This window comes from Pseudomonas sp. FW305-3-2-15-C-LB1, assembly GCF_058787615.1.
Map to the genome: position 1 here is coordinate 93,761 of NZ_JBYSZX010000003.1, position 12,877 is coordinate 106,637.

Here is a 12,877-nt window from a genome sequence, read left to right on the forward strand (position 1 = left end):
ATCATGGCATTAGCATCTCCACTTGAATCCATCGAAAGCGCGGTGATCTGGCTGCTGGTGGTTTTTTCGGTCGCCACCTGGGGCCTGGCCCTGCTCAAGGGCGTGCAGTTCGGTCGCCTCAAGGCGCAGGATCGCAAGTTCCATAAACAGTTCTGGGCGGCGTCGAGTCTCGACTCGGCTGCCGAGCTGGCGCAAACCCAGCCGGGTGCCGCTGCCCGCGTGGCCCAGGCCGGCTACGCCGCGATCCAGGTGGGCGAAACCCCACACGCAGCGGACCTGAGCCAGGCGATCAACCACCAGGACCGCCTTGAGCGTGCCCTGCGCCAGCAGATCGTGCGAGAGCGGCGCTCCCTGGAAACCGGCCTGGCCGTGGTCGCCAGTATCGGCAGCACCTCGCCGTTCATCGGCCTGTTCGGTACCGTGTGGGGCATCATGGAAGCGCTCAAGGGCATCAGTGCCGCCGGTTCCGCCAGCCTCGAAACGGTGGCCGGCCCGATTGGTGCCGCACTGGTTGCGACGGGCGTTGGTATCGCCGTCGCCGTGCCGGCGGTGCTGGTCTACAACTACTTCCTGCGTCGCCTCAAGCTGACCGCTGCCGACCTCGATGACTTCGCCCACGACTTCTACAGCCTGGCGCAGAAAAATTCCTTCCGTGTGCTGCTGCACCCGACCCTGAACAAACCCACTGCCGGCAACCCGCAGAAAGTGAAGGAGGCGTCCTGACATGGCCTTCTCCACGCAAGACACCGATGAGGTACTGAGCGAGATCAACGTCACGCCGCTGGTGGACGTGATGCTGGTGCTGCTGGTGGTGTTTATCGTCACCGCGCCGCTTTTGACCAACGCGATCCCGATCAACCTGCCCAAGACCGAGGCGGTCGCGCCGGTGGAGCAGAAAGACCCGCTGGTGGTGAGCATCGACGGCGCCGGCAAACTGTTTATCAACAAGGACGAAATCCAGCCGGACCTGCTGGAGTTCAACCTGCAGGCGGCCAAGGCCAAGGACCCCGATGTGCGGGTGCAACTGCAGGCGGATGATGGCGTGAACTACGGCGAAGTGGCGCGAGCCATGGCGTCTATCGAACGCGCGGGCATTACCAAGCTGTCGGTGATTACCGCACGTTAGTTGCAAAAGCCTCGACAAGTTTTTGGCCGTTTCCTTGGCAGGGTGCGGCCTTTTTTTTGCCTGCGATTCAATCCTCAACTTGAAATGCGATCAATGTGGGAGGGGGCTTGCCCCCGATTGCAGTGTGTCAGCCAATCAATCTGTAACTGATACACCGCCATCGGGAGCAAGCTCCCTCCCACATTTTGAACTTCATTAATTTTGAATTTTTGGTTATTAATAAATAGCTTCTTATTCCTTAACGAATATAACACCCGTCCCTATACTGTTCAGCAACGTTAAACGCTGCAGGAGGGCACACCCATGCACAGCGAGTCGATTCGTTATCTGATCGTGCCGGGCTGGCAAGGATCGCCAGAAGATCATTGGCAAAGTCACTGGCAGGCCAGCCTGCCCAACAGCGCCCGCGTGGAGCAGGCCGATTGGCTGACGCCACGTCGAGAAGATTGGGTCGCTGCGCTGGCCGAGGCCATCGCAGCCGACAGCACGCCGGTGATCCTGATCGCCCATAGCCTGGGCTGCATCACGGTGGCGCATTGGGCGGCCACCGCGCCGGTGCACTTCCTGCGCCAGGTGCGCGGTGCCTTGCTGGTGGCCCCGGCCGATGTCGAACGGCCCGCCTGCTCACCTGCGTTGCGTAATTTTGCGCCGATCCCGACCGACCTGTTGCCGTTCCCCAGCCAGGTGGTCAGCTCCGACAACGACAGTGCTGTCAGCGCCGCGCGAGCCCTGGAATTGGCCCGCAACTGGGGCGCCGAAGCCGGCATTCTGTCGGGGGCGGGGCACATCAATGTGAAGTCCGGCCACCAGCGCTGGGAACAGGGGTTCGCCTACCTCTATCGCCTGCAAAGCCGCCTTGAGCATCACGCCCGGCGTACTGCCTGAATTTTTTCAACGCCCCGTCCCTTGAGTGGATTGGCGGCGGGAGCCTGCCATGAGTCTGCATGAAACCTACGGCCAGCCATTGCTGACCTTTCCCGACGCGGAAAAAAGCCCACTGAGCATCCGCGCCAAGGCGCTGGTGTTTGTCGACCCGCGTTCGCGGCAGCTGCGCGAAGACCTCGAAAGCCTCGCACCCCGTGCCTTGCCCGTATTGATCCGCGGCGAGACCGGTAGCGGCAAGGAGTTGCTGGCGAGGCATATTCACCGGGGCAGCGACCGCACCGGTCTGTTTGTCTCGGTCAATTGCGGTGCGATCAGCCCGACCTATGCCGATGCCGAATTGTTCGGTTATGCCGCCGGCAGCCACAGTGGTTCGGCCAGCAGCCGGGCAGGGTGGTTCGGTTCGGCGAATGGCGGCACCTTGTACCTGGACGAGATCGGCGATTTACCGCTGCCGATCCAGGTGAAACTGTTGGCCGCGCTGGAAAACCACGAAGTCACCCGTGTCGGTGCCCATCAGCCGAGCCCGGTGGATGTGCGCCTGGTCGCCGCCACCAGCATCGACCTGGCCCAGGCCGTGGCGGCCGGCAAGTTCCATGAGCGCCTGTTCCACTATCTGAGCGAAGGTCGGTTGGATTTGCCGGCGCTGCGCGAGCGGGTCGGTGACATCTTGTCCCTGGCCGAATACTTCCTGGGCATCTACAGTCAGCGCCTGGACCTGCCGGTGCCGCTGATCAGCGATGCCGCGCAGCGTGTGCTGGAACACCACAGCTGGCCGGGCAATACCCGCGAGCTGGAAAACGTTATTCACTTTGCCCTGCTGGTCAGCAGTGGGGATGAGATTTTGCCCGAACATTTGAATCTGCCGGTGGCGGGCTCTGCGCTGGAACAGGTGCGGCGGATTTTCGAGCGCGCCAGCCCCGCCGAGCGGGAAACGTTAAGTAAATTCCTGCATGAACAAAATGGAATATCAACGTGAATAAAAGATATTGTTCGGGAATAAAAAATCTAGGTATTGTCCCTCCCACGCCGCGATAGCACTTCGCTGGCACACTACATAAAAAACGGTCGTCAGAGACGCCCCCGGAATTCCGATAAGGACACTGCATGAAAAAGGTTCTGTTGTTTACCGCACTGGCGGCTGCCCTGACTGCAAGCTTCGCCCAGGCCAACGAAAAACTGGTGGTGGCCGCCACGCCGATCCCGCACGCCGAGATCCTCGAACTGGTCAAGCCAACCCTCGCCAAAGAAGGCGTGGACCTGGAAATCAAAGTCTTTACCGACTACGTACAGCCAAACGTGCAGGTTGCCGAGAAACGCCTGGACGCCAACTATTTCCAGACCCTGCCGTACCTGGAAAACTTCAACAAAGGCAAGGGCACCAACCTTGTGACAGTGGTCGGCGTGCACGTTGAACCGTTCGGCGGCTACTCGAAAAAGATCAAGAAAATTGAAGATCTGAAAGATGGCGCCACCGTGGCCATCCCCAACGAAGGTTCCAACAGCGGCCGCGCCCTGTTGCTGCTACAGAAAGCCGGCGTGATCACCCTGAAAGACCCGACCAATGCCTTGGCCACGCCAAAAGACATCAAGGACAACCCCAAGCACCTGAAATTCAAGGAGCTGGAATCGGCCCTGCTGCCACGCGTGCTGGACCAGGTTGACCTGGACCTGATCAACACCAACTACGCCCTGGAAGCCGGCCTGAACCCGGCCAGGGATGCGCTGATCATCGAAGACGCCAAGTCGCCGTACGTGAACTTCCTGGTGGCTCGCCCGGACAACAAGGACAGCGATGCGATCCAGAAGCTGTCCAAGGCCCTGACCAGCCCGGAAGTCAAAGCCTTCATCGAGAAGAAGTACAACGGTGCGGTAGTGCCTGCGTTCTGATGTAACCCAAACCCCCTTCAAGGTTTGAACGCCGACGGCTTATATAGCGTCGGCGTTTTTTATGCCCGGAATTTGGAATGCAATCCAAATGTGGGAGGGGGCTTGCCCCCGATGGTGGTAGCACAGCAAAAAATGTGCTGACTGAACCACTGCTATCGGGGGCAAGCCCCCTCCCACATTTGATCCGCTTTGATCTAGAGAGCTCTGCTATTGATCGCCCTGCGCAACGCCATCAACCACTTCACCAACTCCTGCGGATCCATCGGTTTCACTTCCTTCATGGTTCGATCCCTCGAATCTCAGACCTCCAAACCATAGTCCTCACCCGCCAAACCCGCGAATCCGGCGGTTATCTTTTTGGGTGATATCAATATGCTATTTGGGTATTTAAACTTTACTTTTTATACCTTTAAAGTTCGCGCTACCCGGCGTTACCCACACCGGATCGGATTGCGCTCGCTGCATTACCCTTGCGGCGTCATGGACTGGAAATGACCTTCGATTTCGCTTTTATCCTCAGCACCCTGCCGGCGTTCCTGAAGGCCGTGGGGGTGACGCTGCAAGTGGGCCTGATCGCCATTGCCACCTCCCTGCTGGTGGCGCTGATCAACGCCGCGCTGCTGGTGTTTCGCACACCTTACCTGTCGCGCCTGGTGGCGCTGTATGTGGAGCTGGCGCGTAACACGCCGCTGCTGATCCAGCTGTTTTTCGTGTACTTCGCGCTACCGGCCCTGGGCTTCAATATTTCCGGGTTCTGGGCGGCGATCATCACCATGACCTTCCTCGGCGGCGCCTACCTCACCGAAGTGCTGCGCGCCGGTGTGGAAGCGGTGCCACTGGCGCAGATCGAGTCGGGCAAGTCCATCGGCCTGTCCGACTGGCAACTGCTGCGCCATGTGATCCTGCCCCAGGCCGGCATCCTCAGCCTGCCAGCGCTATTCGCCAATTTCATCTTCCTGCTCAAAGAGACCACCGTGGTCTCCGCCGTGGCGGTGCCGGAGATTCTCTACACCACCAAGAGCTACATAGCGCTCTACTACAAGACCTACGAAATGCTCGCCGTGCTGACGCTGATTTGCGTGTTGCTGTTCTTGCCGCTGTCGCTGCTGCTCAGCCGCCTGGAAAGGAGGCTCCAGCATGGCCAGTTCGGGTCTTGAGTTGCTGTGGGTGTCGTTGCCGCAACTGGGCAAGGGCGCTGCGCAAACCCTGTCGATTTCGTTCTTGAGTATCGCTTTGAGCACCGTCGGCGGCGTGCTGTACGGCGTACTGCGCACCTTGAACAACCGCCTGATCAACGGCGTGCTGCGGGTGTACCTGGAATTGTTCCGCGCGATCCCGGTGCTGGTGTGGCTGTACCTGGTGTTTTTCGGCTTGCCGATTTTCTTTGGTTTGAGCATTCCGAGCTTCTGGTGCGCGGTGTTGGTGCTGTCGCTGTGGGGCGCCAGCGAAGTGGGCGAGGTGGTGCGCGGCGCGTTGCATTCGCTGCCCCGTGGCCAGCGTGAAGCGGGCTTGTCGATTGGCTTGTCAGGTCCGCAGTTGTACGGCTACGTGCTGCTGCCGCAAGCGCTCAAGCGCATGACGCCGCCGACCATCAATGTCTACACGCGCATTATCAAGACCAGTTCCCTCGCGGTGCTGATCGGTGTGGTGGACGTGATCAAGGTCGGCCAGCAAATCATCGAACGCACCTACGAGTCCGTGTTGATCTACGGCGTGCTGTTCCTGTTTTTCTTCTTTATCTGCTACCCGTTGTCGGCTGCCTCCAAGGTGCTGGAACGGCGCTGGGGCCAGGCATGAACGCATTGATCGAGTTCCAGGATTTCAACAAATTCTTTGGCGAGGCGCAGGTGCTCAAGGGCATCGACCTGAGCGTGCAAAGCGGTGAAGTGGTGGTGATTCTCGGCCCCAGCGGTTGCGGCAAAAGCACCTTGCTGCGTTGCCTCAATGGGCTGGAAGTCGCGCACAGCGGCAGCCTGCGTTTCGCCGGCAAAGAGCTGTTGGACAAACACACCGACTGGCGCCAGGTGCGTCAGGACGTGGGCATGGTGTTCCAGAGCTACCACCTGTTCCCACACATGAGCGTGCTCGACAACATCCTGCTCGGCCCGCTGAAAGTGCAAAAACGCGACCCCCGTGAAGCCCGCGAACAGGCGGAAAAATTGCTGGCCCGCGTCGGCCTGGCGGACAAGCGCGATGCCTTCCCGCGCCAGCTCTCCGGCGGCCAGCAACAACGCATCGCCATCGTCCGTTCGCTGTGCATGAACCCCCAGGTCATGCTGTTTGACGAAGTCACCGCAGCCCTCGACCCGGAGATGGTCAAGGAGGTGCTGGAAGTGATCCAGGGCCTGGCCCGCGATGGCATGACCCTGCTGATCGTCACCCACGAAATGGCCTTCGCCCGCGCCGTCGCCGACCGCGTGGTGTTCATGGAGGCCGGTCGCATCCTCGAACACAACACCCCCGAGGCATTCTTTACGAACCCGCAAACCGCACGCGCGCAGCAGTTCCTGGAGAAGTTCTCCTTTGTTTCAACACTGCCCAAGAAAACCCAGGAACTGGAGCTGATATGAAAAAACTACTGCTGCCACTGTTTGCCGTCGCCCTGCTCGCCGGCTGCGATAAAAAGGCCGAAGAGCCTGCAAAACCGGTTGCCGCCGCAAGCTACCTCGACAAGATCAAGGCGCGCGACAAGCTGATCGTGGGTGTATTCACCGACAAGCCGCCCTTTGGTTTCGTCAACGAAGCCGGGCGCTATGTCGGCTTCGATACCGACATCGGTCGCCAATTCGCCAAGGACCTGCTGGGCGATGAAAACAAAGTCGAATTCGTCGCCGTCGAACCGGCCAGCCGCATCCCGTTCCTGCAAAGCGACAAGGTCGACCTGATCCTCGCCAACATGACCGTAACGCCCGAGCGCAAGGAAGCGGTGGACTTCACCAACCCCAACCTGAAAGTCGCGGTACAGGCCCTGGTGCCGAATGACAGCGCGGTGAAAAGCCTGGATGACCTGGCGACCCGCACCACCATCGTTACCACCGGCACCACGGCTGATATCTGGCTGACCAAGAACCACCCGGACTGGAAGCTGCTCAAGTTCGAGAAGAACTCCGAGTCACTGCAAGCGTTGTCCGCCGGCCGTGGCGACGCCTACGCCCAGGACAACCTGGTGCTGTTCAGCTGGGCCAAGCAGAACCCGGGCTACCGCGTGCTGGAAGAGAAGCTCGGTGATGAAGCGCCCATCGCGCCGGCGGTGAAGAAAGGCAACATCGAACTGCGCGACTGGGTGAATGCCGAGTTGGCGAAGCTGGGCGAGGAGAAGTTTTTGCTCAAGCTGTATGACCAGTATGTGCGTAAAGAACTGAGCGATGACACCAAGCCTGAAAGCGTGATTGTTGAAGGCGGGAAGTGGCAGGGCTGATACCGCTATCGGGGGCAAGTCGCACCGCCCCTCCCACACTTGAATATATTCACAGATCAATAATGTGGGAGGGGCGGTGCGACGATTCGACTTGCCCCCGCTGAGGCCAGCACAGCCACCGCCTACTCCGGCCAATGCCAAGCCGGCGCATCCAGAATCCCCTGCCCGTCAATCCGGGTTTCCCCCAGCACCTTGTTCGCCGGCAAACCGGTAATTGGCCACCGCGTGGGTCTTGAGCATGGGCATCCAGTCGCCTTGGGAACCATTGGAGTATGGGAGCCTCCATGCAGATAAGGAACCCTGAACTAAGCTCACAGTCGCATACACACTGGCACGTCGGCATCACGCAAAAGGAGCCTGCATGGGCGCTCGCATTTCCACCTGTATTTTCGGCCTTGGCCTACTGGCGCTGTTGAGCGGCTGTGGCGAGGACAAGGCTGAACCCAAGGCCCATTCGCGGGTGTTCGTGCAGACCGTGCAGCCGGCGGACTTCGCGGCGGCGGTCACGCTGACCGGGGATATCCAGGCTCGGGTGCAAACCGATCTGTCCTTTCGCGTGGGCGGCAAAATCATCCAGCGCATGGTGGATGTGGGCGACCGCGTGAGCGCCAGGCAAGTGCTGGCCAAGCTCGACCCCAAGGACTTGCAGACCAACGTCGATTCCGCGCAGGCTCAGGTCGTGGCCGAACAGGCGCGGGTCAAGCAGACTGCCGCTGCATTTGTGCGCCAGGAAAAACTCTTGCCCAAGGGCTACACCAGCCGCAGCGAATACGATTCCGCCCAGGCCGCGTTACGCAGCAGCCAGAGCGCCCTGGCTGCCGCCCAGGCTCAACTGGCCAACGCCCGCGAGCAACTCGGCTACACCGCGCTGATCGCCGAAGCGCCTGGGGTGATTACCGCACGCCAGGCCGAAGTCGGCCAGGTGGTACAGGCCACCGTACCGATTTTCACCCTGGCGCGCGATGGCGAGCGTGATGCGGTGTTCAACGTCTATGAGTCCCTGCTGGTGGAGCCGCCGCCCGATGCGCCGATCACCGTCAGCCTGCTGGATAACCCCAGCATCAAGGCCGTGGGCAAGGTCCGTGAGGTCACCCCCGCCGTGGCCGCCAACACCGGCACTGTGCAGGTGAAAATCGCCCTGCAGGCCTTACCCAAAGGCATGGAGCTGGGCTCGGTGGTAAGCGCCACCGCCAATGGCCCGGCGAAGGCCAGTATCGAATTGCCGTGGGCCGCGCTGACCAAAGACCTCAGCGAACCCGCTGTGTGGTTTGTCGACGGCGACGGTAAGGCGCAATTGCACAAAGTCACCGTGGCACGTTACCTCACCGGCAAAGTCATCATTGGTGACGGCCTCAAGGGCGGCGAAAAGGTTGTGGTCGCCGGCGGGCAATTGCTGCATCCCGGCATGATTGTCGAGATTGCCCAGCCAGGAGCGCAGCCATGAAACGCCTCACGGGGATACTCGTCGCCAGCGTGTTGCTGGTGGCCTGCTCCAAGGAAGAACCGCCGCCCGAGCCCGTGCGCCCGGTCCTGTCCATGGAAGTGAAGTCGCAAGACCAGGAAAACCTCGGTCGCTTCGCCGGCACCATCCAGGCCCGCTACGAAAGTAATTTAGGCTTCCGCGTACCCGGCCGCATTGCCCGCCGCGCGGTGGACGTGGGCGCCGAGGTGGAGAAGGGCGCCTTGCTCGCCGTCCTCGACCCCACCGACCAACAGAACCAACTGCGCTCGGCCCAGGGCGAGCTGGCCCGCGTGCAGGCGCAATACATCAACGCCCAGGCCAATGCGCGCCGCCAGCAGGAGTTGTTCAACCGTGGCGTCGGCGCCCAGGCCCAGCTGGATATTGCCCAGACCGACCTGAAGACCACCCAGGCCTCGCTCGATCAGGCCCAGGCCTCCGTCAATCAAGCCAAGGACCAGCTCAACTACGCCGAACTGCGCACTGACCACGCCGGTATCGTCACCGCCTGGAATGCCGAGGCCGGCCAGGTGGTCAGTGCCGGCCAGCAGGTCGTCACCCTGGCGCGCCCGGATATCAAGGAAGCCGTGATCGACCTGCCCGCCGGCCTCGCCGAGCGCTTGCCACCGGACGTGGTGTTCCTGGTTGCCGGGCAGCTCGACCCCAGCGTGCATACCACCGCTATCGTGCGCGAGATCGAACCCCAGGCCCAAAGCGCCACGCGCACCCGGCGTGCGCGCCTGACCCTGGCCGACACGCCGCCCGCGTTCCGCCTGGGCACGGCGATCAGCGTAACGTTGAGCACCGCCATCGCCCCGCGCATCGAAGTGCCCCTGAGCGCCTTGCAGGACGTCGACGGCAAGGCCCGCATCTGGCTGCTCGACACCCAGAGCCAGACGGTACAACCGCGTGATATCACGGTGATCAGCCGCGATGCCGACAGCGCCTTGCTCAACGGCGGCGTCAAACCCGGCGAGCGCATCGTCACCGCCGGCGTCAACAGCCTGAAACCTGGGCAAAAAGTCAAAATCGACGAGGACAGCCCGCGATGAAAGGGAGCTTCAACTTATCCGACTGGGCCCTCAAGCATCAGTCCTTCGTCTGGTACCTGATGTTCGTCGCGCTGCTGATGGGCGTGTTTTCGTACATGAACCTGGGCCGTGAGGAAGACCCTTCCTTCACCATCAAGACCATGGTGATCCAGACCCGCTGGCCGGGCGCGACCCAGGAAGAAACCCTCAAGCAGGTCACCGACCGCATCGAGAAAAAGCTCGAAGAGCTCGATTCCCTCGACTACGTGAAAAGCTACACCCGGCCGGGCGAGTCCACGGTATTCGTGTTCCTCAAGGACACCACCAGCGCCAAGGACATCCCCCATATCTGGTACCTGGTACACAAGAAGATCGACGACATTCGTGGCAGCTTCCCACCGGGTTTGCAGGGGCCGTCGTTCAACGATGAGTTCGGTGATGTATTTGGCTCGGTGTACGCCTTTACCGGCGATGGCCTGTCGATGCGCCAGTTGCGTGACTACGTGGAGCAGGTACGCGCCGAGATCCGCTCGGTGCCGGGGTTGGGCAAGGTCGAGATGATCGGCCAGCAGGATGAAGTGATTTACCTGAACTTCTCCACGCGCAAACTCGCGGCACTGGGGATTGACCAGCGCCAGGTGGTGCAGAGCCTGCAATCGCAGAACGCAGTGACGCCGGCCGGGGTGATCGAGGCCGGGCCGGAGCGGATTTCGGTGCGCACCTCGGGGCAGTTCGCCTCGGAGAAGGACCTGGCCAACGTCAACCTGCGGCTCAATGACCGTTTCTATCGCCTGGCGGATATCGCAGACATCAGCCGTGGTTATGTGGACCCGGCGCGGCCGATGTTCCGGTTCAACGGCAAGCCGGCCATCGGTCTGGCGATTGCCATGCAGAAGGGCGGCAATATCCAGTCGTTCGGCAAGGCCCTGCACGAGCGCATGGACGAACTCACCGCCGACCTGCCAGTGGGCGTCGGCGTGCACAAGGTGTCCGACCAGGCGGAAGTGGTGGAAGAGGCTGTCGGCGGCTTTACCAGCGCGTTGTTCGAAGCGGTGATCATCGTATTGGTGGTGAGCTTTATCAGCCTGGGTATGCGCGCCGGGCTGGTGGTGGCGTGCTCGATTCCGTTGGTGCTGGCGCTGGTGTTTGTGTTCATGGAGTACAGCGGCATCACCATGCAGCGCGTGTCGCTGGGCGCGCTGATCATCGCCCTCGGCCTGTTGGTGGACGACGCGATGATTACCGTCGAGATGATGATCACACGCCTGGAAAAAGGCGAGACCAAGGAACAGGCGGCGACCTACGCCTACACGTCCACGGCGTTCCCGATGCTCACCGGTACGCTGGTGACGGTCGCGGGGTTTGTGCCGATCGGCCTCAACGCCAGCTCGGCGGGCGAGTACACCTTTACCCTGTTTGCGGTGATAGCCGTGGCGATGCTGGTGTCGTGGGTGGTGGCGGTGCTGTTTGCGCCGGTGATCGGCGTGCATATCCTGAGTGCCAACGTCAAACCTCACAACGCAGAGCCGGGGCGGATTGGACGGGCTTTCAATGGCGGCATGCTGTGGGCCATGCGTAACCGCTGGTGGGCGATTGGCATCACCGTGGCGTTGTTCGCGGCGTCGGTGTTTTCCATGCAGTTCGTGCAGAACCAGTTCTTCCCCTCGTCGGACCGCCCGGAAATCCTCGTCGACCTCAACCTGCCGCAAAACGCCTCGATCAACGAGACGCGCAAGGCCGTCGACCGCCTGGAAGCGATCATCAAGGACGACCCGGACATTGCCCGCTGGAGCACGTACATCGGCCAGGGCGCGATCCGTTTCTACCTGCCCCTCGACCAGCAACTGGAAAACCCCTACTACGCGCAGTTGGTCATCGTGAGCAAGGGCCTGGAAGAGCGCGGCGAGTTGATCGCGCGCCTGCAAAAGCGCCTGCGTGATGATTTCGTCGGGATCGGCAGCTACGTGCAGCCGCTGGAAATGGGCCCGCCAGTGGGCCGGCCGATTCAGTATCGCGTGTCGGGCAAAGACACCGACCAGGTGCGCAAGCACGCCATCGAACTGGCGACCTTGCTGGACAAGAACACTCATCTGGGCGAGATCATCTACGACTGGAACGAGCCGGGCAAAGTGCTGCGCATCGACATCGCCCAGGACAAGGCACGCCAACTGGGGCTGTCGTCGGAAGACGTGGCGCAACTGATGAACAGCGTGGTCAGCGGCGCTTCGGTGACCCAGGTGCATGACGATATCTACCTGATCAACGTGGTGGGTCGTGCCGAAGACGCCGAACGTGGTACGCCGGAAACCTTGCAGAACCTGCAGATCGTCACGCCCAACGGTACGTCGATTCCGCTGCTGGCCTTCGCCACCGTGCGTTACGAGCTGGAGCAGCCACTGGTGTGGCGTCGCGACCGCAAGCCGACCATCACCATCAAGGCTTCGGTGCGCGATGAGATGCAGCCGACGGACCTGGTCAAGCAGCTCAAACCGGAAATCGACAAGTTCAGCGCTGGCCTGCCGGTGGGCTACAAGGTCGCTACCGGCGGCACCGTGGAAGAAAGCGGCAAGGCCCAGGGACCGATTGCCAGCGTGGTGCCGTTGATGCTGTTCCTCATGGCGACGTTCCTGATGATCCAGCTGCACAGCGTGCAGAAGATGTTCCTGGTGGCGAGCGTCGCGCCGCTCGGGCTGATCGGTGTGGTGCTGGCGTTGATCCCTACGGGCACGCCCATGGGTTTCGTGGCGATCCTCGGCATCCTGGCGTTGATCGGCATCATCATCCGTAACTCAGTGATCCTGGTGACGCAGATTCATGAGTATGAGGTGGCCGGCTATACGCCGTGGGATGCGGTGGTGGAAGCCACCGAGCATCGGCGCCGGCCGATCCTGCTCACGGCGGCGGCGGCGAGCCTGGGCATGATCCCGATTGCCCGTGAGGTGTTCTGGGGGCCGATGGCCTACGCGATGATCGGCGGGATCATCATCGCGACTTTGTTAACACTTTTGTTTTTGCCTGCGCTTTATGTGGCTTGGTACAAGATCCGGGAGCCCAAACCAGAGCAGAGCTGA

General features: G+C 61.3%; 12 protein-coding genes and 1 pseudogene. 12 read left to right on the forward strand and 1 reads right to left on the reverse strand.

Translation table 11 applies throughout. The features are described from left to right. Positions 1-3: 3 nt before the first annotated feature. From AC3WP7_RS07220 to AC3WP7_RS07260, 9 genes are all read left to right on the forward strand, one after another. Complete coding sequence (locus tag AC3WP7_RS07220; protein ID WP_219731876.1) at positions 4-723, forward strand: MotA/TolQ/ExbB proton channel family protein; 720 nt, start codon at positions 4-6, stop codon at positions 721-723. A gap of 1 nt (position 724) precedes the next feature. Beyond that, complete coding sequence (locus tag AC3WP7_RS07225) at positions 725-1,126, forward strand: ExbD/TolR family protein (RefSeq protein WP_093121774.1); 402 nt, start codon at positions 725-727, stop codon at positions 1,124-1,126. A 303-nt stretch (positions 1,127-1,429) separates the two neighbouring features. Then, positions 1,430-2,011, forward strand: a complete 582-nt coding sequence (locus tag AC3WP7_RS07230; RefSeq protein WP_092248637.1) for an alpha/beta hydrolase — start codon at positions 1,430-1,432, stop codon at positions 2,009-2,011. Between the two features lie 49 nt (positions 2,012-2,060). After that, entirely contained in the window at positions 2,061-2,987 is a 927-nt protein-coding gene (locus tag AC3WP7_RS07235) for a sigma 54-interacting transcriptional regulator (protein WP_058424836.1), read from the forward strand. 128 nt (positions 2,988-3,115) lie between these two features. Beyond that, positions 3,116-3,898: a MetQ/NlpA family ABC transporter substrate-binding protein gene (locus tag AC3WP7_RS07240; protein ID WP_092248631.1), complete on the forward strand. Its 783-nt coding sequence runs from the start codon at positions 3,116-3,118 to the stop codon at positions 3,896-3,898. Between the two features lie 491 nt (positions 3,899-4,389). Next, on the forward strand, positions 4,390-5,055 hold the full coding sequence (locus AC3WP7_RS07245; RefSeq protein ID WP_003187615.1) for an amino acid ABC transporter permease: 666 nt from the start codon (positions 4,390-4,392) through the stop codon (positions 5,053-5,055). Beyond that, entirely contained in the window at positions 5,036-5,695 is a 660-nt protein-coding gene (locus AC3WP7_RS07250) for an amino acid ABC transporter permease (RefSeq protein ID WP_092248628.1), read from the forward strand. The genes AC3WP7_RS07245 and AC3WP7_RS07250 overlap by 20 nt, the downstream gene beginning before the upstream one ends. Then, a complete protein-coding gene (locus AC3WP7_RS07255; protein WP_093528345.1) occupies positions 5,692-6,468 on the forward strand; it encodes an amino acid ABC transporter ATP-binding protein in 777 nt (258 codons plus the stop codon). The genes AC3WP7_RS07250 and AC3WP7_RS07255 overlap by 4 nt, the downstream gene beginning before the upstream one ends. Continuing rightward, positions 6,465-7,316 (forward strand): transporter substrate-binding domain-containing protein, encoded by an 852-nt coding sequence (locus AC3WP7_RS07260; protein ID WP_071492525.1) that lies wholly within the window; start codon positions 6,465-6,467, stop codon positions 7,314-7,316. The genes AC3WP7_RS07255 and AC3WP7_RS07260 overlap by 4 nt, the downstream gene beginning before the upstream one ends. 122 nt (positions 7,317-7,438) lie before the next feature. Here AC3WP7_RS07260 and AC3WP7_RS07265 read toward each other — a convergent pair. After that, positions 7,439-7,510: pseudogene (locus tag AC3WP7_RS07265) on the reverse strand (ATP-binding protein); the annotation flags it as partial. Between the two features lie 167 nt (positions 7,511-7,677). Here AC3WP7_RS07265 and AC3WP7_RS07270 point away from each other — a divergent pair. From AC3WP7_RS07270 to AC3WP7_RS07280, 3 genes are read left to right on the forward strand one after another with little or no spacing between them, the layout of a single operon-like run. Continuing rightward, positions 7,678-8,760 carry an efflux RND transporter periplasmic adaptor subunit gene (locus AC3WP7_RS07270; RefSeq protein WP_102592465.1) on the forward strand — a complete coding sequence of 361 codons (1,083 nt, stop codon included), beginning with the start codon at positions 7,678-7,680 and terminating at the stop codon, positions 8,758-8,760. Then, on the forward strand, positions 8,757-9,827 hold the full coding sequence (locus AC3WP7_RS07275) for an efflux RND transporter periplasmic adaptor subunit (protein ID WP_102592464.1): 1,071 nt from the start codon (positions 8,757-8,759) through the stop codon (positions 9,825-9,827). Before AC3WP7_RS07270 ends, AC3WP7_RS07275 begins: the two co-directional genes overlap by 4 nt. Further along, complete coding sequence (locus tag AC3WP7_RS07280) at positions 9,824-12,877, forward strand: efflux RND transporter permease subunit (protein ID WP_093513589.1); 3,054 nt, start codon at positions 9,824-9,826, stop codon at positions 12,875-12,877. The genes AC3WP7_RS07275 and AC3WP7_RS07280 overlap by 4 nt, the downstream gene beginning before the upstream one ends.